At 66.0% G+C, this 24,739-nt stretch carries 20 protein-coding genes; 6 read left to right on the top strand and 14 right to left on the bottom strand.

The annotated features are described in order from the left end of the window. Positions 1-143: 143 nt before the first annotated feature. The 9 genes from H535_RS0102435 to H535_RS23060 form a co-directional block, all read right to left on the bottom strand. Positions 144-1,367, bottom strand: a complete 1,224-nt coding sequence (locus tag H535_RS0102435; RefSeq protein WP_026818278.1) for an ABC transporter permease — start codon at positions 1,365-1,367, stop codon at positions 144-146. Beyond that, complete coding sequence (locus tag H535_RS0102430; protein ID WP_026818277.1) at positions 1,364-2,245, bottom strand: ABC transporter ATP-binding protein; 882 nt, start codon at positions 2,243-2,245, stop codon at positions 1,364-1,366. Before H535_RS0102430 ends, H535_RS0102435 begins: the two co-directional genes overlap by 4 nt. A 211-nt stretch (positions 2,246-2,456) precedes the next feature. Then, on the bottom strand, positions 2,457-3,128 hold the full coding sequence (locus H535_RS0102425; protein WP_026818276.1) for a response regulator: 672 nt from the start codon (positions 3,126-3,128) through the stop codon (positions 2,457-2,459). Beyond that, complete coding sequence (locus H535_RS23070) at positions 3,125-4,675, bottom strand: sensor histidine kinase (protein WP_051298366.1); 1,551 nt, start codon at positions 4,673-4,675, stop codon at positions 3,125-3,127. Before H535_RS23070 ends, H535_RS0102425 begins: the two co-directional genes overlap by 4 nt. A 1-nt stretch (position 4,676) precedes the next feature. After that, the gene (locus H535_RS0102415) at positions 4,677-5,759 is read right to left on the bottom strand and encodes an amidohydrolase family protein (protein WP_026818275.1); all 1,083 of its coding nucleotides are present in this window, start codon (positions 5,757-5,759) and stop codon (positions 4,677-4,679) included. Positions 5,760-5,957: 198 nt separating this feature from the next. Continuing rightward, entirely contained in the window at positions 5,958-6,719 is a 762-nt protein-coding gene (locus tag H535_RS0102410; protein ID WP_026818274.1) for an ABC transporter permease, read from the bottom strand. A gap of 9 nt (positions 6,720-6,728) precedes the next feature. Next, positions 6,729-7,553 carry an ABC transporter ATP-binding protein gene (locus H535_RS23065; protein ID WP_035767981.1) on the bottom strand — a complete coding sequence of 275 codons (825 nt, stop codon included), beginning with the start codon at positions 7,551-7,553 and terminating at the stop codon, positions 6,729-6,731. Continuing rightward, on the bottom strand, positions 7,550-7,918 hold the full coding sequence (locus tag H535_RS0102400) for a DUF1048 domain-containing protein (protein WP_026818273.1): 369 nt from the start codon (positions 7,916-7,918) through the stop codon (positions 7,550-7,552). Before H535_RS0102400 ends, H535_RS23065 begins: the two co-directional genes overlap by 4 nt. Positions 7,919-7,920: 2 nt before the next feature. Then, entirely contained in the window at positions 7,921-8,274 is a 354-nt protein-coding gene (locus H535_RS23060) for a PadR family transcriptional regulator (RefSeq protein ID WP_051298364.1), read from the bottom strand. 361 nt (positions 8,275-8,635) lie between these two features. Here H535_RS23060 and H535_RS0102390 point away from each other — a divergent pair, with 361 nt between their 5' ends. From H535_RS0102390 to H535_RS0102380, 3 genes are all read left to right on the top strand, one after another. Then, complete coding sequence (locus H535_RS0102390) at positions 8,636-9,634, top strand: NAD(P)-dependent alcohol dehydrogenase (RefSeq protein ID WP_026818272.1); 999 nt, start codon at positions 8,636-8,638, stop codon at positions 9,632-9,634. 86 nt (positions 9,635-9,720) lie between these two features. Beyond that, positions 9,721-10,359 (top strand): helix-turn-helix domain-containing protein, encoded by a 639-nt coding sequence (locus H535_RS23055; protein WP_081416403.1) that lies wholly within the window; start codon positions 9,721-9,723, stop codon positions 10,357-10,359. After that, positions 10,356-11,588, top strand: a complete 1,233-nt coding sequence (locus H535_RS0102380; protein WP_026818271.1) for an MFS transporter — start codon at positions 10,356-10,358, stop codon at positions 11,586-11,588. Before H535_RS23055 ends, H535_RS0102380 begins: the two co-directional genes overlap by 4 nt. On the opposite strand, the gene H535_RS0102375 is transcribed toward H535_RS0102380, so the two are convergent. Continuing rightward, a complete protein-coding gene (locus H535_RS0102375; RefSeq protein ID WP_026818270.1) occupies positions 11,552-12,247 on the bottom strand; it encodes an alpha/beta fold hydrolase in 696 nt (231 codons plus the stop codon). The genes H535_RS0102380 and H535_RS0102375 overlap by 37 nt on opposite strands. 1 nt (position 12,248) lies before the next feature. Next, a complete protein-coding gene (gene ffh, locus H535_RS0102370; protein ID WP_026818269.1) occupies positions 12,249-13,844 on the bottom strand; it encodes a signal recognition particle protein in 1,596 nt (531 codons plus the stop codon). Positions 13,845-13,968: 124 nt separating this feature from the next. Here ffh and H535_RS0102365 point away from each other — a divergent pair, with 124 nt between their 5' ends. Beyond that, entirely contained in the window at positions 13,969-15,393 is a 1,425-nt protein-coding gene (locus tag H535_RS0102365) for a glucose-6-phosphate dehydrogenase (RefSeq protein WP_245580122.1), read from the top strand. Positions 15,394-15,513: 120 nt separating this feature from the next. Here the strand turns inward: H535_RS0102365 and H535_RS23050 are convergent, their stop codons facing one another. Both H535_RS23050 and ftsY read right to left on the bottom strand, forming a co-directional pair. Further along, entirely contained in the window at positions 15,514-16,788 is a 1,275-nt protein-coding gene (locus tag H535_RS23050) for an ammonium transporter (RefSeq protein ID WP_051298393.1), read from the bottom strand. Positions 16,789-16,983: 195 nt separating this feature from the next. After that, entirely contained in the window at positions 16,984-18,192 is a 1,209-nt protein-coding gene (gene ftsY, locus H535_RS0102355; RefSeq protein WP_035767977.1) for a signal recognition particle-docking protein FtsY, read from the bottom strand. Between the two features lie 122 nt (positions 18,193-18,314). Here ftsY and H535_RS23045 point away from each other — a divergent pair, with 122 nt between their 5' ends. Further along, positions 18,315-19,643, top strand: a complete 1,329-nt coding sequence (locus H535_RS23045) for an MFS transporter (RefSeq protein ID WP_081416384.1) — start codon at positions 18,315-18,317, stop codon at positions 19,641-19,643. 78 nt (positions 19,644-19,721) lie between these two features. Continuing rightward, the gene (locus tag H535_RS0102345) at positions 19,722-20,339 is read left to right on the top strand and encodes a class I SAM-dependent methyltransferase (RefSeq protein WP_026818266.1); all 618 of its coding nucleotides are present in this window, start codon (positions 19,722-19,724) and stop codon (positions 20,337-20,339) included. Between the two features lie 252 nt (positions 20,340-20,591). Here the strand turns inward: H535_RS0102345 and H535_RS0102340 are convergent, their stop codons facing one another. After that, a complete protein-coding gene (locus H535_RS0102340; RefSeq protein ID WP_026818265.1) occupies positions 20,592-24,407 on the bottom strand; it encodes an AAA family ATPase in 3,816 nt (1,271 codons plus the stop codon). Between the last annotated feature and the right edge of the window lie 332 nt (positions 24,408-24,739).

Here is a 24,739-nt window from a genome sequence, read left to right as displayed (position 1 = left end):
AACACCCATCGCCACGGCGGGGCACGCACGACGTCAGGGATGAACACCCATCGCCACGGCCGGGGCACGCACTACGTCGAGGGTGAACACCCATCGCCACGGCGGGGCACACACTGTGTCCTGCCCTTACTCTTCGAGGCGCATTACTCTTCGATGCGCATCGCCTTCCGCAGGCTGAGCGCCCCGCCGGACTGCAGCACCGCACGCTGGTAGATCTTCTCCCCCAGCCGGATCAGCACGACGGCGGCGAGCAGCGCCACCACGATGGACAGCAGTGGTTCCCACAAGGCGACATTGCCCTCCAGCAGTCGAACGGGCATGGCCACCGACGACACCACCGGAACGTAGGACGCGACGGTCAACCACGTGCCCTCAGCGAAAATCCCGGCGAACAAGGCGGCGAAGATCACTGCCATGACCGGCGTGGTGCTCGACTGCAGGTCCTCCTGGCGGCTGGCCAACGATCCGACCACGGCAAAACCCGCGGCGAGGATCAGGAATCCAATCAGGAAGTAGACAAAGAACCACCCCGACGCGGCGATAATGCTGCCCACCATGGTGGTGTCTCCTAGCAGGTTCACCATCACCAACGCCGCCCCGCCATACAAGGCGAGTTGCGCCATCGCCAGGATCGTATTGCCGATGACCTTCCCGTAGAGCAGCTGCCGGATCGGAATGGCCGTGGCGAGGATTTCCACCACCCTGTTCTGTTTCTCCTCCAACACGGACTGGGCGATCGCCATGCCGAAGATGATCGCTGACATATAGAACAGGAAGCTGAAGACGAAGGACACGATGCCATGCAGCGCCTCGTCGTCCATACTTCCCTGCAGGACTTCCTCGTCCAGTTCGCTGCCGGCCGTCAGGTCCTCGGCAGTTGTCCCGGCGGCCTGGGCGTTCATCTGCAGGACATAGTCGGACAACGACTGCCCCACGGCTGTGCTGAGCCCGTCGTCGACGGAGTCCTTGCCGACCAGAGTCCAGCCGTCCTCGGAATTCAGCAGTGCCACATCGGCTTGCTCGGCGTCCACCGCTGATCGCGCAGCCTCTGCCGTCTCGGTCTCCATGGTGTCGACCGTCAGTCCCCCTTCGCCGGACTGGTCGGATCCGGTTCCCTGGACGATCTGGCCGGCCTGTGGGCTGACGACGGCCACGGTGAAGCTTTGTGATTGATTCTCGATGAAGGCGCTGGCCCCCATTCCGCCCGCGATGAGCAGCAACGTGACAAGCGTGGAGATGATGAAGCCGCGGTCGCGGATCTTGACGATGACTTCGCGCAGGGTCACGATCGACCAGGCGTTGGTGACATGGGATGCCGACGATGCCGGCGCGGTGCGGTTTTGTTCGGTGGTGGCGGGGGCGCTCATTGGGTTACCTCCCGGTAGATCTCGCTGAGGCTCGGCACAAGAGGGGTGAACTCGTCGAGTCCGCCCCGCTTCAGTGCTTCTTCGACGACGGTGCGGCGTGTCGCCGCGTCAACGATTTCGACGACGGCCTTGGGACCTTCGACGTCGAGAACGGTGACGCCGCCCAGCTCACGCAACCAGCCGGCGTCGGGCTCCGTCACCACCCGGTGACGCTGTTGTTGCTGGTGTCGCAGCTCGGCGACGTCGCCGGCGGCCACCAGCCGGCCGTGGGAGAGTACGACCAGGTTGTCGCACAGCCGCTCCATCAGATCGAGCTGGTGGCTGGAGAAGAGCACCGGGGTGCCTTCGGAAATGCGTTCGCGCAGCAGGTCGGCCATGGAATCCACGGCCACCGGATCGAGCCCGGAGAATGGTTCGTCAAGGATCAGCGCCGTGGGGCGGTGCAGCAACGCCGCCACAATCTGGACTCGTTGCTGATTGCCCAGTGACAGCGACTCGAGCTTGTCCTTCTGCCGGCCCTCCAGTTCGAACCGGCCAAGCAAGCGGACTCCTTCGCGGCGGGCATCGCCCTGGCTCATGCCGCGCAGCTGGCCGAGGTAAACCAGCTGGTCCAGCACCTGCTGCTTGGGATACAGCCCGCGTTCTTCGGGCATATATCCAAAACGTGTCCGGTCCGCCGCGGTGATCGGGCGGCCGTTCCATTCCACCTGTCCGGAATGGATGGCCAGCACGCCCATAATCATCCGCATCGTGGTGGTCTTGCCGGCTCCGTTGGCTCCGACAAATCCGGTCATCCGTCCGGGTTCGACAGTGAAGCTGACGTCGTCGACCGCCGTCACGTCTCCAAAAGTCCGCCTCAGATTTTCTATCCGCAGCATGATGCCCCATCCTGTTCTGTCGGATCCTGGCTTCACCAGGTTCCGGTGTGCTTCGCGCTTCGAAGAAGCATGCCTCAAGCTTAGGAAGAGTGTGGCACCGTCCGGATCGGCCGCGGGACCGATTTAGGGGCCGTGCGGCTCCGTCGTTCGGACGAACCGGCAGCGGCCGTGGCGGCCTGACGATGCGGTCATACGCGTCCTGACGAATCAGTCAGGCCCCTGGACGGACGAGTCCGGATTCATACGCGAAGACAACGGCCTGCACCCGGTCGCGGGTCTGGATCTTTCCCAGCAGGTTGGAAACATGCGTCTTGACCGTCGTTTCGCTGAGGAACAGGCCGCGGGCGATCTCCCCATTACTATGGCCACGTGCCATCTGCTGCAGCACTTCACGCTCCCGCTCGGTCAGCCGCTCCAATAGTTCAACACCACGGGCGGGCGCCTGCTCCTGCTGACGGGTCTGCTCGGTCAGCTTCCCGATCAACCGCACGGTCATTTCCGGAGCCAGCAGCGCGTGCCCTTCCGACACGGCGTGGACAGCCCCGACCAGTTCGTCCGGGTCCGCGTTCTTGAGCAGGAAGCCGCTGGCTCCGGCGCGCAATGCATCGAACAGGTAGTCGTCCCGTTCGAAAGTGGTCAGGATGACAACCTTGCCGCGTCCGGCGTCGACAATTTGCTCTGTCGCCTCAATCCCGTCGAGCTGGGGCATTTGGACATCCATCAGCACCACGTCCACATCGTGGGTGGCGGCGAATTCAACCGCTTCGGCACCGTTTCCGGCCTGCCCGACCACCTCGATGTCATCTTCGACCGATAGCATCACGGCAAACCCGGAGCGGACCAGCGCCTGGTCGTCCACCAGCAGTACCCGTATGGGCGTCATAGCGTTCCCCTGCCTGTCATCGACGTCTCGGCCTGGAGCATGTACCTCACCCGCACCCGCCAACCGCCGCCGTCACGGGGGCCGATGTCGGACGTGCCGCGGTGCAACGATACTCTCTCCTGGATACCCCGGAGTCCGTAACCGGAGCTGTCCTCCGCCGGTGGCTTCGGCCGCCCGTTATCCACGGTTTCCAGTTCGATCCATGTCCGACCTTCCGATTCGCCGGTGCGCAGCGTCATGGTCGCTCGGGTGGCGGTTGAGTGCCTGCGGATATTGCTGAGCGACTCCTGCGCTGTGCGGTACACGGAAAGGGCCACAGGCGCTGACACCTCCGAGAGTGCACCGCTTTCGTGCTCGACGTCGGTGTATTCGATGTCCAGGCCGAGAGCGCGATGTTCCTCCACCAGCGCCGGCAGGTCCGCCAGAGACGGATCGGCACGACGGCGGCTGGAGGCAGGCGTGTCCGGCAGGTGGTTGCCGGCGGCGGGTTCCGCGCCGTCGCCGGCGCTTCCACCGGCAGCCATGGCATCCCCGGCGGGCGTGACCCCGGCCGCGACCCCGCCGTCGTCACTGCCACCAGCGGCGCCGGCGGCGGCCGCTCCATCGGTGCCACCTGGGGCGCCGCCGTCGGGCAGTTCCGTATCGGTGCGCAGCACTCCGAGCAGGCTGCGCATTTCGGACACCGCATCCCGGCTGGAGTTCTCGATCACCTGCAGCGACTCGGCACTGACCTGCGGGCGCCTGTCCAGTACCCGTCGGGCCGCCGCGGCCTGCACGCCAATGAGCGAAATATGGTGCGCCACCACGTCGTGCAGCTCCCGGGCAATGCGAAGCCGTTCGTCAACCACTGCACGCCGGGCCAGCTCGACGGACTGGCGTTCAATCCTCGCCGCCTGCCCGGCCAGCTGGTCCCGCTGCAACGCATTGCGCCAGGAGACCTGCCCGGCCATCACGGCACCGCCGAAGTAGCCAATATTGATCAGGAAGTTGTACATGGCAGCCGAAACCACCGGCGGCCACGGTCCCGGTGGTTGCCCGTTTTCCATGGCCTGCTCCATGATCTGGTCCACGGCTGAGGCCACCGTCATCGACAGCACCAGCCAGGTGAACATCGCGGTAATCACCACCCCGGTGGCCAACCACAACAGCCGACGGTCCTTCGCCCACGCCACCGCGGTATACAGCGAGGCGAAATAGGCCACCTGGAAGGGCAGCTGCATGGATATCGCCGGGATCCACAGGGCAAGCCCGATGAACAGCACCGAGAGCACCAGCATCACTGACAGCGGATACCGCCGACGTACGGTCAGCGGCAGCGTCATCAGCAGGATGGCAAGGTATTGCTGCCAGACGGCGTGGTCGTCCGAGTTGAGGGCCCCGAAACTGCGGGTCAGCTCCAGCAGCAGGACGCTGGCCAGGACAAAAATCATGGCACCGACGACGTCCCTCCGCAGCTGGGCAGGCGTCGGTGCGGGACGTTCCCACTGGCCGGCGTCGGACCACCAATGAGCCAGGCCATCGGGGATCAGCGACTTCAAGCGTTCCATATCAGCGCACCACGTTTCCGCGCAGCACCACGTGTTTCAGCGATCCGGCATGCCGGATGTCGGCGCGCGGGTCGCCTGAACAAATCACGACGTCGGCACTGGCACCTTCGCTGATCGCCTCGGCTCCCAGCCAGCGGCGGGCGGACCAGGTGGCGGCATCCAGCGCGGCGGCCGCGGGCAGCGATGCCCTGGTCAGCTCCGCCAGCTCGTCGGCGATCCGGCCGTGGGCAATGCTGCTTCCGGCATCAGTGCCCGCGAAAATCCGGACCCCGGCCTCATAGGCCTTGGCGATGGTGTCGTGCCGGCGGCGGTGCATATCGCGCATATGCGCGGCGTACGTGGGGTACTTGGCTTCGGCCGAGCCGGCGATGTCGTCGAAGGTGTCGATATTGATCAGCGTCGGCACAATCGGCAGGTCTTGTTCGACAAACCGGTCGATATGCCTGTGGCGCATTCCGGTGGCGTGCTCGATGCAGTCGATGTCGGCGTCGAGCATGTCATCCAGCGACTGTTCCGAGAAGCAATGGGCCGTCACCCTCGCACCCTCTTCGTGGGCGGCCGCGACTGCGCGCTTGACGGCCTCGGCGGGGAACGACGGCGTCAGGTCACCTTCGGTGCGCTCGATCCAGTCCCCGACCAGTTTGACCCAGCCGTCACCGGCCCTTGCCTGCTCCCGGACCGCTGCGACCAGCTCATCGGGCTCCACCTCAACGGCGAAGTTTCGGAAATAGCGGCGGCTGCGGGCAATATGCCGGCCGGCGCGGATCAGCCGGGGCAGGTGCTCGCGGTGCTGCACCCAGCGGGTGTCGTTGACGACGCCGGCATCGCGGGCGAGCAGGGTGCCAGCGTTGCGGTCGGTCAGCGCTTGCTCTTCAGCCACTTCGTCGGGAACCAGGCCCCTGTGGTCGAGGCCGATGTGGCAGTGCGCATCGACGAACCCGGGCAGCACCCACCCTTCCAGCGTGCGAAAGTCTCCCCCGGCGGGTTTCGTAAAGGTGATTCTGCCATCATCGACCCACATCTGGCCCAGCACTTCGTCGGGGCCGGTGAGAATGTGGCCCTTGATATGCAGTCGTTCGCCCATGCCGTTCAGTTTAAGGGGTCCTCGCCGCCTGCGCCTTCGTCGCGCGGACGACATCGGACCTCCGGCCGGACGAGCGGGCAGCAGTGCGCGCCCCATAAACCGATGGGATTGCGGTGACCCGGCGTGCGTTGCTTTGTGCTTCACGTGGGACGGATCGACCAGCATAGCCGCTGCTCGGCAAGTGGAGATCCGGCCACGTTAGGTGATTCTGCGGTGGTAGGCGCCCATGGCGAGGGCGTACCCCACGATGAGGATGCCGACGCACCAGGCGAGGGCGATCCAGATGTCGACGCCGACCGGCTGTTGGGTGAACAGGTCACGGATCGTATTGACGATGGAGGTCACTGGCTGGTGCTCGGCGAAGGCGCGCACCGGGCCGGGCATCGTTTCCGTTGGCACGAACGCCGAGCTGATGAATGGCAGGAAGATGAGTGGGTAGGAGAACGCGCTTGCTCCGTCCACGGTCTTCGCGGATAGTCCCGCGATGACCGCCAGCCATGTCAATGCCAGGGTGAATAAGACCAAGATGCCGGCCACGGCCAGCCACGCCGGCAGTGTCGCCCCTGAGCGGAAACCCATGAGGAGCGCGACACCCATGACGATTATAAGTGAGATCAGATTGGCGGTCACTGATGTGAGCACGTGCGCCCACAGCACCCCGGACCTGGAAATCGGCATGGATAGGAAGCGTTCGAAGACGCCGCTCTGCATATCCATAAACAGCCGATAGGCGGTGTAGGCGATGCCTGAGGCGATCGTGATCAGCAGGATACCGGGCAGCATATAGCTCACGTACGAATCCGACCCGGTCTCGATCGCGCCACCGAACACATAGACGAACAGCAGCATCAGAGCGACCGGGGTCACCGCGGTGGTGATGATGGTGTCCAGGCTGCGAGTGATGTGGCGCAGCGACCGGCCCGTCAGGGCGGCGGTATCGGCGAAGAAATGCGTGGCCATCGTTGTTCGTTACCCCTTGGTCGACCTGGTTTTGTGCTCTCGAGTGCCCTGACCGGCGGTGCTGCTCTTGTTGTTTCCGCCGGTGTCGCCGACGACGGCGAAGAAGATGTCTTCGAGGCTGGGCTGCTTCTCGACGTATTCGACCTCGGCCGGCGGCAGCAGCGCCTTGAGCTCGGCCAGGGTGCCGTTGACGATGATCCTGCCCTGGTGCAGGATCGCGATCCGGTCGGCCAGTTGTTCGGCTTCGTCCAAGTACTGCGTGGTCAGCAGCACTGTCGTCCCGCGCCCGGCGAGATCCTTGACGGCTTCCCACACCTCGATGCGGGCCTCGGGGTCGAGTCCGGTGGTGGGTTCGTCCAGGAAGATCACCGGCGGGTCTCCGATCAGGCTCATCGCAATATCGAGCCGGCGGCGCATACCGCCTGAGAACGTCGCCACTTTCCGTCCTCCCGCGTCGGTCAGCGAGAAGCGATTCAGCAGCTCATCGGCGATCGCTCCGGGGTCTTTGAGGTGCCGCAGCCGGGCCACGAGCATGAGGTTCTCCCGCCCGCTGAGGATTTCGTCGACGGCGGCGAATTGACCGGTCAGGCTGATGGCTTCGCGCACATTGCCCGGTTGGGTGGCGACGTCGACGCCGTCGACGCTCGCGGTACCCCCGTCGGCTCTGAGCAGCGTCGACAGGATCCGCACCAGCGTGGTCTTACCTGCGCCATTCGATCCAAGCAGGGCGAAGATGCTGCCCCGCTCGACGGTGAGGTCGACGCCGCGGAGCACGTGCAGCTCCTTGTACGATTTCTCGACGCCCTTCACGCGGATGGCTGGTGCGGTGGTCACTTCAACTCCTTCCGCTCAGCGTCTTCAATAGCCTTGACCAGGCGGGCGCGCTCCTTATCGATCCACTGCTTGCCGGCGTAGGCCCGGGCAAAAGTCTCAGCGAACTCGACCGGGTCATCGCCGACCATCTCGCCGACGGGAGTGCCGTCGACGGCCGCGCGCTCCCACAGGTCCGCCAAGTCGACGAACATCTGCACGACGGTCTCGCCATCGGTGACGCCGCCGTAGTACATCACGTACCGATTAAGGGCGTTCGCCACGGTCAGGTACGGTTCAGGCAACGCATCCAGGCGTGCCTTTGCCTGTTTGTACTGCTTCTTCTGCTCGAGCGACCCCGTCAGCGTCTCGATCCATTTGCTGACCATAGCTACCTCTCTCCTTCTTCGCGCTCATATTCGGTATGGTCGCGAAGCTGTCCCAGTCGATCCGTGAGGAAGCTCCAGGTCCTCCAGAACTCTTCGAGATAGTCGCGCCCCTGAGCATTGAGTGTGAACACCTTGCGCGGCGGCCCCTTCTCGGACGGGACCTTCTCCACGTCGACCAGGCCGCGCTGCTCGATCCTGACCAGCAGGGCGTAGACGGTACCCTCGGCGATGTCGGAAAATCCCTGCTCCCGGAGCCATGCCGTGATCTCGTAGCCGTAGGCCGGCCGCCCGGTAAGGATCGCCAGGACAATGCCCTCCAGGACTCCCTTGAGCATTTCCGTCGCCTGTTTGCCCACGGCGCGTTGCCTCCTCGGTACTCAGTGTTACTTACTACTAGTACATAGTAACACTGAGTACAATCCAGCCAAGCCGCGAATATAACTGAAAGCTCACTACTGGCGAGCCGGCGGCCCTCGTAGAGCTGGTCAGCGACACCAGTGGCGTCGCACCCCGGCTGGTGCATGCCGTCATCGCTTACTGGGCGGCCTTCCCCGACCTGATCAACCATGGTGTCCTTTGGCTCCAACCCGCCCACCATGACCACGGCAGCATTTAGCACCAGGATCCTGACCCGGGATCCGAGGATCTTGGGATGCCTGCAGCCGGCCGCTTCCGCTCTGTCCGCGATCCGCTCATACTAGGGCGTGGGAGGCGCCGATGAGAGCAGCGGTCAACACCATGTACGGGCCGCCGGAGGTGGTGCGGATCCTCGACGTCCCGGCACCGGAACCGGGCGCCGACGAGGTGCTCGTCCGTGTCCGCGCCACCACGGTGAACCGCACCGACTGCGCCTACCGGGCCGCGCGTCCGTGGTTCATGCGCGCGTCCACCGGGCTCCGTCGCCCGTACCGAACGATCCTGGGCACCGAGTACGCCGGGGACGTCGTCGCCGTGGGCGGGCGAGTCACTGCCTTCGGTCCGGGTGACCGGGTCTTCGGCTACCTCGAGGGCCGGTTCGGTGCCCATGCCGAACTGCTGGCGGTATCGGAGACCTCCTCGATCGCGCGGATACCGGAGGGCGTCGACCTCGACCTTGCCGCGGCGAGCACCGAGGGCGCCCACTATGCACGCTCGGCGATCCGGCGTGCCCGGGTGCAGCCCGGTGAGCGGGTGCTGGTCAACGGCGCCACCGGCGGGATCGGCTCGGCAGCGGTGCAGCTGCTGGTCCACCTGCGTGCTCGTGTCACCGCCGTGTGCGCGTCCGAGCATGCCGAGTTGGTGCGCGGCCTCGGCGCAGACTTGGTCATTGACCGCTTCGCCGAGGATTTCACCGCCCGCCCGGAGCGGTACGACGTCGTCCTGGATGCCGTCGGCAAGAGCACCTTCGGACGCTGCCGGCGGATCCTGCTGCCCGGTGGCCGGTACGTGTCCACCGAGCCGGGGCCGGGATGGCAGAACCTCCCGTTGGCCGGTCTCACCGCGCTGCTGCCCGGACGATTGTCGGGCGCTCGGCGGGTGGTGTTCCCGTTCCCCGAGGACGGCAGGCACGTGGTCGAGGAGATCAAAGGACTGCTCGCCTCCGGGGCTTTCGTCCCCGTAGTCGACCGACGTTACGGGCTGGAGACAATCGTGGAGGCATACCGCTACGTGGAGACGGGCGGGAAGGTGGGCAACGTCGTGATACGCCCCGAACCGGCCTCGAACACGCGGCAGTGAACCCCACGTGCTGGATACACCGATGATGCCGGTTTACCCCCAAACAGTTCTTTGACAGGTGGTTCGGGATGCTGCAGACTCACTGCATGAGCGACGACGCCATCCCGGGCCTGCGGGTCCTCGCCCACCCGCTCCGGCTGCAATTGCTGTCGATCCTCGCCGGCACTGCTATGAGTGCCGCGGAGGCGGCCAGGGAGTTGAGCCAGACCCAGGCCAATGTCAGCTACCACCTGCGCCGGCTTCAGGCGGCAGGTCTGCTCGTGGCGACCGAAGGAATTCCGGTCCGCGGAGGAAGGGCCAAGCGGTACCGCCACCCCGGCGATAGCGGGGAGCACCTGACCGGTGGAAACGTCGCGGACCATCGGCAACTCGCCGCGGCGATGGCCAGCGAATTGATGCGCCGGGCGGGCAGCTACCGGCCGGGCACCGGGATCACCTTCACCGACGCCGAGTTCACCGTCCGGCGCCGGGATTTCGAAGAAGCCCGGAGCCTGGCACGCAGGCTCGGAGAGGTGCTGCACAATTCGGCCTCCGACGCTGCTGCCGCCGCGGCGGATCCGGACTCCGGAACTGGCACACCGGAACTGGTGAAGATCAGCTCGACGCTCTTCCTCTTCGAGCTCGCCGATGGCGGGACCTCCGGTGGCAGTCCGGACGACGACGGCCCGGCACCCGACGGCGGCACACCCGGTGACCCGGCACCCGGCGGCGGGAGCCGGCGATGAGCGGCCCGGCGGACTACCGCACTGTGCTCCGGTTGCCCGGTGCCCTGCGCGCCTTCCTTCCCTCGCTGACAGGGCGGATGTCCATCGCCACCGCGAGCCTGGCCTTGTTGTTCGCCGTCGAGCACGGCACCGGATCTTTCACAGCCGCCGGATCGGCACTTGGCCTGTTCGGACTGGCCAATGTGCTGACCTCACCGCTGCGGGCCCGGTTGGTCGACCGCTACGGCCAACGGCTCACGCTGCCGTCCATGGCCGCGCTGTATGCGATGTCGTTGGCAGCGCTGGTGCTGCTGCTCGGTGACGGCTCCCAAGTGGGTTTGGTCCTGGGGGTGTCCGCGGCCGCCGGCGCCACTCCCCCTCCACTGGGCCCGTCGATGCGCGTGCTGTGGTCGCGGCTTGCCGAACACCACCAGGGCCTGCTCACCCGCGCCTACAGCCTCGACGCTGTCGCCGACGAACTGCTGTACACCACTGGACCCTTGATCGTCGGTCTGGTCATTGCCGCCACCAATCCTGCGGCGGCCCTGGTGCTGACCGCTGCCCTGTCAGTCGCCGGCACCGTCGGGATGGTCACCAGCGGAGTATCCGGCCGGCAACTGCCCCGTCTCGCGCCACGGACCCGGCACAACAGTCCGCTGCGTCAGCCCGGCTTCGGCGGCGCACTGGTGGCACTGCTGGGTGTGGGCGCTGTGCTTGGAGCCATCGAAGTGGCCGCGCCGGCTTTCGCCCAGGGCCACGCGTCGGTTGCCGATCCCGCACTCTCGGCCGGCCTGCTGCTGGCGGCTTTCTCCGGTGGCAGCGCGGTCGGCGGACTGCTCTATGGGCGCCGTCACTGGAGCTGGCCACCGCATCGCCGGCTGGTGCTGATCACCGGGGCGCTGGTGTTGACCAGTGCGCTGCTGATTCCCGCGTCATCTCTGCTGCTGCTCGCCGGTGGGCTGGCCGTCGTCGGCTTCTTCCTGGCACCGTCACTGGTCACCGGCTACCTGCTGGCGGACGCGCTGACCACCAGCGAGGTCCAGACTGAAGCGTCCAACTGGATCAACACGGCCGTGAACGCGGGCGCTTCGCTGGCCGCAGCCGCGGGCGGACTGATGGTGGATGCTTTCAGCCCTGCGGCTGCCTTCGCCCTCGGAACGGGTGCGGCCGTGCTGGCCACGCTCACCGCCGTCGTCCCCGCTACGCGGTCCGGTCAGTTGTGGCCGGCGAGGAATTCCTCCAGCGCCTGATGCCCGGTCCCGGTGTCCTGCGGACGATGGTCGCCGCCGGCGTGCAGGTGCCGCGCTCCGGTGCCTTCCAGATATCCGGCGACTTCCTCGTAGAGCGGCTCCCAAGCACCAGTGACCACCAGGGTGGGTACGCCCGGGACAATGTCCAGCGGCGCTTCCCACGGGGGCCGCTGCATCCGCAATCTCGCCGCTGAACGCTGGGCGTCTTCGGTCTGCGGCGCCTGCGCTTCAGCGGAGAAGACCAGGCGGACGAATTCGTGGAGGAATTCCGTGTCGCTCATGCTCTGGCGGCGCTCGAACAGCGGACCGACGAGTGCACGGTGCTGCATAGTGGCCGGCAGGTCGGCGGTCAGCGACAGGCAGGCCGGTTCGAACAAGCTCAGCGACTTGACCAGATCCGGTCTGGCCACCGCCGCCATCATGGCGGAGATGGCACCTTGGCTGGCGGCCACCACGTGCCCGGGCCGGCCGTTCAGGTTCTGCAGCACAATCCTGGTATCGGCGTCGAAGTCGGTTGGTTCAGGTGCTGCGGCGGCATCGAAACCATGACGCTTGACGAACAGGCAGTCGTATCGACCCGCCAGCCGGTGCTGGACGGGCCACGCAGCCGCACCGAACTTGCCGCTGCCGTGCACAAAAACAACACGTTCAGCGGCCAACCTACCGGCCGCCGCCGAGGAACTTGTCGAAGCCGGACGGAAGGTTCGATGGATCGAAATCCTGGTCCTGGCTGCCGCCGAATGAGGTACCGGTGGGCACCGATTTGTTGCCGTTGGCCCGCCGCTCGGCCATCGCCTTCTCCTCGGCCGCCCGCTTGGCCGGGTTGCCCGAACGCGACTTCTTCTTGTTCTTATTCTTGTTCTGCTGCTGCTTCTTCCGGCTGCCGCCGTTGTATCCGCCTTGGCCCGGCTGACCCGGCATCCCCGGCATGCCGCCGCCCTTGGCCATTTGCTTCATCATCTTCTGGGCCTGGCCGAAGCGTTCCAGCATGGAATTGACGTCGGATACTGTCACACCGGAGCCGCGGGCAATACGCGACCGGCGGGAACCGTTGATGATCTTCGGGGCCGCGCGCTCATGCGGTGTCATGGACCGGACGATGGCTTCGACCCGGTCGATCTCCCGCTCGTCGAAGTTTTCCAGCTGCTCACGCATCCCGGCGGCGCCGGGCATCATCATGAGCATCTTCTTCATCGAGCCCATGTTCTTGATCTGGGACATCTGGGCCAGGAAGTCGTCGAGGGTGAAGTCTTCCTGGTCGGAGAACTTCTTGGCCATCCGGGCGGCCTCATCCTGGTCCCAGGACTTTTCGGCCTGCTCGATCAGGGTGAGCATATCGCCCATATCCAGGATCCGGTTGGCCATCCGGTCCGGGTGGAACAACTCGAAATCGTCCAGGCCCTCACCGGTGGAGGCGAACATCACCGGCTTGCCGGTCACCTGCGCCACCGACAGTGCGGCACCACCGCGGGCATCGCCGTCGAGCTTGGACAGTACGACGCCGGTGAAGTCCACGCCCTCTTCGAACGCCTGGGCGGTTGTCACCGCGTCCTGGCCGATCATCGCATCGATGACGAACAGCACTTCGTCGGGGTTGGTGGCCGCACGGATATCGGCGGCCTGCTGCATCATTTCGGCATCCACGCCGAGTCGGCCGGCGGTGTCGATAATGACGACGTCGTGCAGCTTGGACTCCGCCTCGGCGACGCCATCACGGGAAACCTGCACCGGGTCGCCCGTGGGATTGTCGTGCTCTGAGGTGGCACCGGGATGCGGGGCGTACACCGGCACGCCGGCGCGTCCTCCGACCACCTGCAGCTGGTTGACGGCATTGGGACGCTGCAGGTCCGCCGCGACCAGCATCGGCTTGTGGCCCTGGCCTTCCAGGTATTTGGACAGTTTTCCGGCCAGCGTGGTCTTTCCGGCACCCTGCAGACCGGCCAGCATAATCACCGTAGGCGGATTCTTCGCCAGCCGGATCCGCCGCGTCTCGCCGCCGAGGATGTTGACCAGTTCCTCGTTGACGATCTTGACGACCTGTTGGCCCGGGTTCAGGGCTGCGGAGACCTCAGCACCGAGCGCCCGCTCCTTGATCCGCGCAGTAAAGGCACGCACCACGGACACGGCGACGTCGGCATCCAGCAGGGCGCGCCGGATCTCCCGGACTGTGGAATCAACATCGGCTTCGGACAGGCGACCCTTGCCACGCAGGTTCTTGAACGTCGATGCCAACCGGTCGGACAGTGAATTGAACACGCGGAGTGCACTTCTTTCGTCAAAGGTGGATATGCAACTGGCATTAAAGGGTATCAAGCCTTAGATGCCGCCGTCGTACCCGCCACTCTGTCAGAAGCAGGCCGATAGGTGGCATGCTGAAACTGTGACTGCATCGAACAGCTCCGTGGAGCACACTGAAACGGAAATCAACACACTGCTGATCCTCGGCGCCTCGGGCGACCTCGCCGGCCGGTTGCTGTTGCCCGGGCTGGGCCGGTTGATCAGCCGCGGCGGAGCGGGCTCGCTCAAACTCGTTGGCGCCGGAACCAGTGACTGGAGCCGGCACCAGTGGCAGGACAGAGTGCGGAAGTCGTTCGCCCAGGGGGCTGGTGACGCCGACGACGACGCCTGGCCGCGGCTGGAGGGGTATATCGCCGACTCCGAATACCATCAGCTCGACGTGACGGCCGACGGCGCCCTGGCCTCGCTGTTGAACAGTCTCGAACCGCCGGTGGCCGTGTATTTCGCGCTTCCGCCGTCGGTGAGTGAAGAGGCGTGCGGACGCCTCGGTCCCTCGGATGTTCCCGCCGGCACCCGGCTGGTGATGGAGAAGCCCTTTGGCTCCAGCGCCGAATCCGCCGCGCAGCTCAACGCCGACCTCGTCCGGCTCGTCCCCGAAGACCATATCCACCGGGTGGACCACTTCCTGGGCAAGGTCACGGTGCTGAACATTCTCGGGCTGCGGTTTGCCAACCGGCTGCTGGAACCGCTGTGGAACAACAACCACGTGGAGCAGGTGGAGGTGTTCTTCGACGAGGAACTCACTCTGGAGGGCCGGGCCGGCTATTACGACACCGCCGGCGCGCTGCGGGACATGATCCAGAGCCACCTGCTGGAAATCATGGCGCTGCTGGCCCTCGATGCCCCGGCGACGCTGGACGAGCGGGACCTGCGGGACCGGATCAGCGCGGTGCTGCGCGCCAGCACCATCGATCCGGCCGCCACCCGCCGGGCCCGGTACACCGCCGGAACCGTTGGAGACCGGAAGGTGCCCGATTACGCTGACGAAGACGGGATTGATCCCGGCCGCGGCACCGAGACCCTGGCTGAAGTGGAGGTGTCGATCAATAACTGGCGCTGGGCCGGTGTGCCGTTCGTGCTGCGCTCGGGCAAGGCGATCGGCCAGCCGCGCAAGGGCGCGGTGATCACGTTCAAACCGGTGCCGCACCTGCCCACCGGCTTCACTGGACCGGACGAGCCGACCCGCCTGGTCATTGGCTTTGGCCCGGGCGTGGTGCAACTGGAAATCGACGTCAACGGTCCCGGGGACATCTTCGAGCTGAACCGCGTCGACCTGAAGGCGGAACTCAACGAGGCGGAAGTGCTGCCCTACGGCGAAGTGCTCGAAGGCGTGCTGAACGGCGATCCGCTGCTGTCCGTGCGTGGCGACACCGCCGAGGAATGCTGGCGGATCGTCGAGCCGACCTTGGCCGCGTGGCAGGCCGGTGAGGTGCCGCTGGCCGAATACCCGGCCGGCTCACTCGGCCCGGACAACTGGGATACCTCCCGTCCCATCCGCCCGCTCTAAGACCGCGGCCCTGCACGACGGCGGATAACAGCGGAAGGCCACTCCGCGTAAGACGGCTTTAATATTCCGAGGGACGAGGAATTTCGTTGCCGTCGTCGCGGAGCGGCGCACCGCTGCCGTCTACGTCACCGGGATGCGGGCCTTGTTGTCGCCGCGGGTGGAGGTTTCGGCGTAGCCGTCGTCGAAGTCATAGGCCGATTCGGCGTGTTCGGCCAGGTCGACGCCGGTGACTTCGTGCTCGTGGCTGACCCGGAAGCCCATGGTGCGGTGGATGGCGAATCCGATGGCCGCTGTCAGCACCGCGGTAAACACCACGGCGACGACGACGGCGGCCACTTGGGCGAGCAGCTGGTCGAACCCGCCGCCGTAGAACAGGCCGCCACCTTCGCCGTCGTCGGGCAGCGCGATAAACCCGACCGCGATAGTCCCCACCAGCCCGGCCGCCAAGTGCACCCCGACGACGTCGAGCGAGTCATCGAAACCCAGCCGGTACTTCAGCCCAACGGCCAGCGCCGCGGCGACACCGGCCACCAGGCCAAGCCCCAAAGCCCCGACAGGACTGACGCTGGCACAGGCGGGGGTGATGGCCACCAGCCCGGCGACCACACCGGAAGCAGCGCCCACCGACGTCGGCCGTCCGTCGCGGATCCGCTCGGTCGCCAGCCAGCCCAGCATCGCCGCAGCCGGCGCGGCGAGCGTATTGATCCAGATCAGTCCTGCTTCGGCCGCTGAACCGGCTGCCCCACCGTTGAAGCCGAACCAGCCGAACCACAGCAGTGCCGCGCCCAGCATCACGAATGGCACGCTGTGTGCCCGGTGGAACGGACTGTTGGAGAATCCGTGCCGTTTGCCGAGGATCAGCGCGAGCACAAGTGCAGCCACACCGGCGCTGATGTGGACCACGGTGCCACCGGCGAAGTCGATGGCCGCGCCGAAGGTACGGCCGATCAGTCCGTCTTCAGTGAGCAGGCCGCCGCCCCAGACCATGTAGGCCATGGGGCAATAGACAGCAGTCACCCAGACCGGGACAAACACCGACCAGGAGGAGAACCTCGTGCGGTCGGCGATGGCGCCACTGATCAGTGCCACGGCGATGATGGCGAAGGTGGCACCGTATCCGGCCGAAATCAGCCCGTCCGGTGACAGCCCTTCCAGCCCGGCGGACGCCAGTGGATTGCCGAAGAGTTGCGCGACCCCTTCGCCGCCGGTCATCGAATATCCCCAGAGCACCCAGACAACCCCGACCAGCGCCACGGAGACAAAGCTCATCATCATCATGTTTACGGCGGCCTTGGCCCGGGCCATTCCCCCGTAGAAGAAGGCCAGTCCCGGTGTCATTAACAGCACCAGGGCGGCCGAGATCATGACCCAAATGTGGTGTGCGGTCAGTTCCATGTCGCTGCCCTTCGAAAATACCGCGGGAATTTCCCGCTGGTATCCGAGCATGCCCGGCCGATGTTTCAGGCAACGGCAGTTCTTGTTGCGCGCGTGTAAATTCTCGTCGGCAGACCACCCGCCGGCCGGGGGTTACGATGCCGGTCCTGCCGCGGGTCACGATGCCGGTCCGGCCGCGGGTCGTGCCGGCGGTCGTTACGCGAGCAACGCGTCGACGAACTCCTCGGCGTCGAACGGAGCCAAATCGTCGGCGCCTTCGCCCAGCCCCACCAGCTTGACCGGCACGCCGAGTTCGCGCTGGATAGCGACGACGATGCCGCCCTTGGCGGTGCCGTCCAGCTTGGTCAGCACGATTCCGGAGATATCCACCACCTCGGAGAACACCTTGGCCTGCGCCATGCCGTTTTGACCCGTGGTGGCGTCGAGCACCAGCAGCACCTCGTCAACGGTTGCCTGTTTCTCGACCACCCGCTTGACCTTGCCCAGCTGGTCCATCAGCCCGACCTTGTTCTGCAACCGGCCGGCGGTATCGATCATCACAACGTCGACCTCACCGTCGATCCCCGCCTTGACCGACTCGAAGGCCACCGACGCTGGATCGGCCCCTTCGACGTCGGATTTCACAGTGGGGACGCCGACGCGTTCGCCCCACGTTGCCAGCTGCTCCGACGCCGCGGCGCGGAAGGTATCGGCCGCGCCGAGCATCACGTCTTTGTTTTCCGCCACCATCACGCGGGCCAGCTTGCCGACCGTCGTTGTCTTGCCTGTGCCGTTGACTCCGACCACCATCATCACGGCGGGGCGATCATCGTGCCGGTCGTCGGCCAGTGAGCGGTCCATGGTGGGATCGACGAGCTTGATCAGTTCCTCGCGCAGCAGTTCCCGCACATGCTCCGGCGTGCGGCTTCCCATCACCTTGACCCGTTCGCGCAGCGCGTCCATCAACTGCATGGTCGGCTCGGTGCCGAGGTCGGCCATCAGCAGGGTTTCTTCGATCTCGTCCCAGACATCCTCGTCGATCTTGTCGCTGGACAACAGCGCGAGCAGGCCCTTGCCGAGGGCGTTATTCGACTTGGAGAGCCGCTCGCGCAGCCGTACCAGACGGCCCGCCACCGGCTCGGGGGCCTCGACTTCCAGCTGCTCGAGGCCCGTCAGGTCGTCTTCGACCGACGCGGTCCCGTCCAGGTCTTCGGCCGGCGGTGCCGGCTGCGAACGCGGCGGTGCTTCGCCGGGCCGTTCGAGGGTGTCGGTGCCCCCGCCTGGAGCGGGATCATTAGCGTCCCGGGTGGAGGTGAATGAGTCCTTGGTGCGCCGTGTCTTGATGAAGACGGCGGCGAGCACCCCCAGCACAGCGATGGCCAGCACAACGTACAAAATGATCGGAAGAATACCTGAGTCAGTCACGTGTTCCAGCTTCTCACACGGCCGGCGGCGAGTGCCCGCTGCCGGTGACGGGTGGGCCGGGTGCCAGTCCGCCCGCAGCCGAGTCCCCACCTGCAGCACAAGTCTGAGAGACTTTATCTGCCATGCTCAAATTCCCCCGCCTGCGCCGCAACGCCGGATCCACGGGCGCGGCGGCTCCGACGCCGGGCAATCCCGGCGACCCGGGCAATCCGACCGGCCCAGCCGATCCAGCCTCCGAAACCCATCAGGCCCGTCCGCCCCGGCTGCCGATCCCCCGGGAAATCCGAGTGCTGATCGCCGCGGCGTTCGTGATCGCCTTGGGCTACGGACTGGTCTCGCCCGTGCTGCCGCAGTTCGCCCAGAGCTTTAACGTGGGCGTCGCAGCCGCCTCCGTCATCGTCAGCGCATTCGCCTTCACCCGGCTGATCTTCGCACCCGTGGGCGGCCAACTGATCGGCAAGCTCGGCGAACGGCCGGTGTATATCACCGGGTTGCTGATCGTTGCCGCGTCCACCGGCGCCTGCGCGTTCGCCCAGGGCTACTGGCAGTTGCTGGTCTTCCGCGGTCTGGGCGGTATCGGCTCCACCATGTTCACCGTTTCGGCTATGGGTTTGATCATCCGGCTGGCGCCTCCGACGATCCGCGGCCGGGTCTCCAGCGCGTACGCCTCTGCCTTCCTGCTGGGCAGCATCGGCGGCCCGGTCCTCGGCGGTCTGCTGGCGGGCTTCGGGCTGCGGGTGCCGTTTGTGGTCTACGCGTTGGCACTGATAGTGGCCGCCGCCGTCGTCTTTTTCCGCCTCAAAGACGTCTCACTCGGTTCGAAAGACACAGCGAAGAAGCAGGAGCCGATGGGATTCCGGGAGGCGTTCGGCGACAGCGCCTACCGCTCGGCACTGGTCTCCAGCTTCGCTAACGGATGGTCCTCGATTGGAGTCCGAGTCGCGTTAATTCCGCTGTTCGCCGGTGCTGCACTGGGCGCGGGCCCGGAGCTGGCTGGTATCGCTCTGGCCGTTTTCGCCGCCGGCAACGCCGCGGCCCTGACGTTCTCCGGGCGTCTGGCCGACAGTATCGGACGCAAACCGATGGTGATCACCGGCCTGGTGGTCAACGGCCTGGCCACCGGCGCTATCGGTTTCACCACGTCAGTGTGGCCCTTCCTGGTCGTCTCGGTCATTGCCGGGCTGGGGTCCGGGTTGCTCAACCCGGCACAACAAGCGGTGGTCGCCGACGTCGTCGGTAATGACAAAAGTGGCGGCAAAGTACTCGCGGCCTTCCAAATGATGGCCGACACAGGAGGAATCCTGGGCCCGATTCTGGCCGGGTTCCTTGCCGACCGGCTCTCCTACACCTGGGCGTTCGGGCTGACCGGGCTCATCACCCTCGGCGCCGCGGGGATCTGGTTGAATGGCCGCGAGACCGTCTCCCGGGAGCCAGCCCGCGAACCAGACTGAGGCCCTCGTCGTGGTGTATGCCTGCCGCGCGGCCCGCACTTGGCACCTGTTCCGGGGCGAATCCAGCACAATAGAACTATGAGTGACGAGACACGGTGGGAACGCAGCGACAACGAAGGAATGCGCGATCAATACGACCAGCGGTTCCGCCAACTGCACGCCGAAGGCACGGACATCGCCGGTGAAGCCCGGTTCATCGATGCGTTGCTGGATAGGAACTCCACGGTGCTCGATGCCGGTTGCGGCTCCGGACGCTTGACCGCCGAACTGAACCTGCGCGGTCATCACTGTGTCGGCGTGGACAAAGACGCGGACCTGCTGCGGACGGCGCGGGATCTCCACGGACCGGGGCATGACTTCGTCCAGGCGGATCTGCTGGACCTGGCTCCGCAGTGGATGGAGGCAGGTGGATGCCCGGCCCGCTACGACCTCATTGCCGCCATCGGGAACGTGATGGTGTTCCTGGCACCAGGATCGGAACGGCAGGTGCTGCGAAATTTCGCCTCGCTGCTGGCCGCGGGTGGCCGATTGGTCACTGGTTTCGCCGCCGGGCACGAGTATTCGGTGGAACAGTTCGACGCCGACGCCGCTGCCGCGGGTTTCGCGCTTCAGCACCGATTTGGGACGTGGCAACTTGGCCCGTACGGCCGTGATTCGGGGTGGGCGACGTCGGTACTCGCCCGCTCGATCGGCTGACCCGCGGCTGCCATCAGGGACTTAACATCCACGGCGCCGTGGATGCACAATCCCGAAACGCAGCAAACCCCTGTCGGCGGTCCGGGGTGGTCCAAAACACTCCCGGATGGGACAAACGACCGCCGGCGCGCACGGCAGGATGTCCCAAAACGGAGCGGAATGCCTCCGGCGCAGGCAGCGAGGCGTCTACCCGGGCGGACGTTCCCCTGGGCCAGGCCCACGCCGGGGCCAGGCCCGCCGGTGCGGATGGCGTCAGGCGTCGGCGCCGATCCGCTGGCTGATGACGTTGGTGATCCCGTCCCCGCGCATGGACACACCATAGAGCGCGTCAGCCACCTCCATGGTGCGCTTCTGGTGGGTGATGATGATCAGCTGGCTGGAGTCGCGCAGTTCCTCGAACAGGGTGATCAGCCGCCCCAGGTTGGTGTCATCGAGGGCCGCTTCGACCTCGTCCATCACGTAGAACGGTGAGGGCCGCGCCTTGAAGATGGCCACCAGCAGTGCAACGGCCGTCAGTGAACGTTCCCCGCCCGAGAGCAGCGAGAGACGCTTGATCTTCTTTCCGGCCGGGCGTGCTTCCACCTCGACACCGGTATTCAGCATGTCGTTCGGATCGGTCAACACCAGACGCCCCTCCCCGCCGGGGAACAGCCGGTTGAACACGTGCTGGAACTGCTCGGCGGTGTCCTGGAACGCCTCGGTAAACACCTGCTCGACACGCTCGTCGACCTCGCGGATGATGTCGAGCAGGTCTTTCCGCGTTGCCTTTAGATCTTCCAATTGAGCGGTCAGGTATTGGTGTCGCTCTTCCAGCGCCGCGAATTCCTCCAGGGCGAGCGGATTGACCTTACCGAGCGCAGCCAGATCCCGTTCAGCCCGCTTCAGACGCTTCTCCTGCTCGGCCCGTACGAAAGGGACTCCCTCCGGAACCTCGGTGGCAGATACGTCCGAATCGTCACCTGGAGTATCCGTGCCCGTTTCGCCGCCGTCGTCGTCCGCCGCTGTCCCGCCGTCGTCGTCCCCATCGCCCGATTCCAGCGCGGCCTTCTCCTCATCGGTCAATGGAGCGTCGAGGGCCGCCCACTTGTCCGGCTTCGGCTTGGTTTTCGGCTTCCGCAGCGGCTCTGGTTCCTTCGGCGTGGGCACCAACTGGTCCGGCCCGTATTCGGCCACCAAGTGATCGGCCGTCAGCCCAAGTTCCTCTATCGCCTTGTTCTCCAGAGCTTCGATTCGGGCCCGCTGCTCAGCACGGACCAGCTCGTCCCGGTGCACGGAATCGGTCAGCTCGGCCAACTCGGTCACGTACTTCTCGTTCGCCGTCCGGATGGATGCCAGCTCGGAATCCCATGCCGCCCTGACGTCCTCCGCGCGGTCCCGTTCGACGCCGGCGGCGTGGACGGAGACGGACAAGTGCGACAGCACCGTATCGACACCTTTGGCCACGGCCTCAGCCTTACGTGCCTGCTCCCGGCGGATCCGCGCTCGCTCGGCGGCCTGTGCTTTCGCGCGCCGCTCGGTCTCGGCGGCCCGCTCCAGGGACATCGCCCGGTTGCCGACCGCGCTGAGTTGCTCCTCGGCCGAGCGCAATGCCAGCCGGGCTTCGGTCTCCGACTGTCGCGCCGCCGTGGCCGCCGTCGCCAGCTCGTCACGGTATTCGGTCGATGGTTCCTCGTCGGATGGAGCATCTTCAGCCGCGGCGAGCCGCTCGGTCGCGGCAGTCAGCGCCTCCTGCTCGACGACGATATTTGCCTCGGCAGCCTCCACCAGTTTGGCCAGCCGCTCGGATTCGCCAACAGCGGAGCGGAGCGTCGAGCCAAGATGTCCCAGCCGCTCGGCGACGGCGGAGAATTGCGCGTCAGACTCGTGCAGTCGCTCCAAGGCAGCGTCGGACCGGCTCTGGGCTTCCTGCCGTTTGGCTTCGGCGGCGGCGTGCCCAAACCTGGCACGTTCTGCCCGCGCGGTGGCTTCGTTCAGCTGCGCCGCCGTTTCTTCGACGGCTGCCTGGACTTCGAGCAGGCTCGGAGCGGTGGACGACCCGCCGCGCGCAGACATCGCGGTGAAGAGGTCGCCTTCGGTGGTCACGGCGGTCAGTGCAGGGTTCGCGGTGATGGCCTCGCTGGCGGTTGCCATGTCGTCGACGACGACGACGCCGGCCAGCAGCGTGCCGATGGCGCCGGAGATTTCCGGCTTAGCGGTGACGAGCCCGATGGCGGGTTTCGCACCGGCGGGGAGTCCGGCAACTCCGGCGGGATCTCCATCCGGATCTCCACCAGGATCTCCACGCGGATCTCCACCAGGATCTCCACGCAGTCGCTGGCGCTCCTTTGGTCGATCACCGGGTCGATCACCGGAGGCGACGAGCAGCTCAACCCGGCCGGCGTCGTCGTCCTTCACCTGGTTCAACGCCCGGATTGCCGCATCCGCGTCCGACACTGCCACTGCTTCGGCTGCCGGTCCAAGCGCTGCGGCAATGGCCGTCTCATACCCGGTTTCAATGGTCAGCAGGTCCGCCACCGGCCTGAGCACACCCTCCACCCCGGCATCGAGCAAAGCTTCGGAACCGTCCTTGCGCTGCAGCCCGACTTCCAGCGCCTCGCGGCGGGCGGACAGTGAATCACGGTCCCGATCGGCTTCGTGTTCCTCGGACTTGAGCGACTCGATTTCGGCCAGCACCGACTCAAGCTCTTCATTGGCCTGTTCGTATTCGGCGTCGAGCCCTTCTTCGCCTTCTTCCGCCCCGGCCACCTGGGTTTCGAGGGCGCTGAATTCCGATTGCGCCTTGGCGCGACGTTCGTCGGCGTCGGTGATCGACTGACGCAATCGGCCCAGCTCAGCCTCAGCCGATTCCACCCGCGAACGTGCGGTACCGACTTGCCCGGTGAGCTTGGCCAGCCCCTCCCGCCGGTCGGCTGCGGCCCGCATGATGTCAGTCAACCGCTTCTCTTCGGCTGCGGCAGCCTCTTCGGCTTCGGCGCGGAGCTCGACGGCGGATTCCAGGGACGCGCCCAACTCCTCGATTGTCTCTTCGAGTCCGGCCTGCTCCTGGCGCACCTCGGCGGCCTGCTGCTCCAGTTGGTCAGGGTCCCTGCCGGTGTCCGGGGCTTCCTCTGTCGAACCCAGCAGCCGCCGTCGTTCCCCGGCCAGATTGCCCAGGGACCGCAGCCGCTCCTGGGTGGATGAGAGGTGATACCAGGCGTCGCGGGCCGCGCGGAGCTTGGGCGTTGCCTCCGAGGCGAGCCGTTCCAGTTCGGTCTGCCGGTTTCGCCCGGCCTCGAGCGCCTTCTCCACCTCGGCGCGGCGTTCCTTCAACGCCGTTTCGTCGGCGACTTTCTTTTCCAGGGTGGTGGTGAGGCTGACCAAGTCGTCCGCCAGCAGACGGGCCCGGGCGTCGCGCACCTCGAACTGCACCGTCTGGGCACGCCTGGCCACCTCGGCCTGTTTGCCCAGCGGCTTGAGTTGGCGCCGGATCTCGCCGGTCAGATCGTTCAGCCGGTCCAGGTTGCCCTGCATCGCCTCCAGCTTGCGGACCGTTTTTTCCTTGCGGCGACGGTGTTTCAGGATGCCGGCGGCTTCTTCGATGAACCCGCGGCGGTCTTCGGAGGTGGCGTGCAGGACCTTGTCCAGCTGGCCCTGGCCGACGATCACGTGCATCTCCCGGCCCAGGCCGGAGTCGGAGAGCAGTTCCTGGATGTCGAGCAGGCGGCAGTTGGCGCCGTTGATCGCGTATTCGGAGCCGCCGGCGCGGAACAGAGTCCGGGAGATCGTCACTTCGGAGTATTCGATGGGCAACGCGCCGTCGGCGTTATCGATGGTCAGCGAAACCTGCGCCCTGCCCAGGGGTGCGCGGCCGGAGTTTCCGGTGGTGCCGGCGAAGATGACGTCTTCCATCTTGCCGCCGCGCAGCGTTTTGGCCCCCTGCTCGCCCATCACCCACGCGAGTGCGTCAACCACGTTGGACTTGCCGGAGCCGTTGGGCCCCACGACCGCGGTGACGCCGGGTTCGAAGTCGAACGTGGTCTTGGACGCGAACGACTTAAAGCCTCGGACGGTTAAACTCTTCAGGTGCAAGGGTGCTGGCTCTTTCGGGGGTGGCTGGTTGGCACCGATTTTACTGTGCCGGACCTGCTTTGGCCTTCATTTGGGCGGTTTGCGTTCCCATCAGGAGTAAAACTGCGGCTTCCAGGTACAAACACCGCATATTCACCCCGGTTTACTCCCCGCCCGAACATCCACGCACCGCCCCGATGCTGCCCGGCCGCGCCGGCAGGGCAGCCTGCCGCGCCGGCGTCGACGCCGTCCAGCGGAACCCCGCCATCGCGGGGACCTGAACGTTCGTTACGCCGTCAGCTCCGGCAACAGCTCCTGCAGCGGGTCCGCCTCAAAGAATGCATTCTCCATAT

Source organism: Arthrobacter castelli DSM 16402 (assembly GCF_000430705.1).
In the GTDB taxonomy this organism is placed as follows: Bacteria; Actinomycetota; Actinomycetes; order Actinomycetales; family Micrococcaceae; genus Arthrobacter_C; species Arthrobacter_C castelli.
The sequence above is the reverse complement of the archived record's forward strand: the minus strand, read 5'-3'. Positions and strand labels throughout refer to the sequence as shown.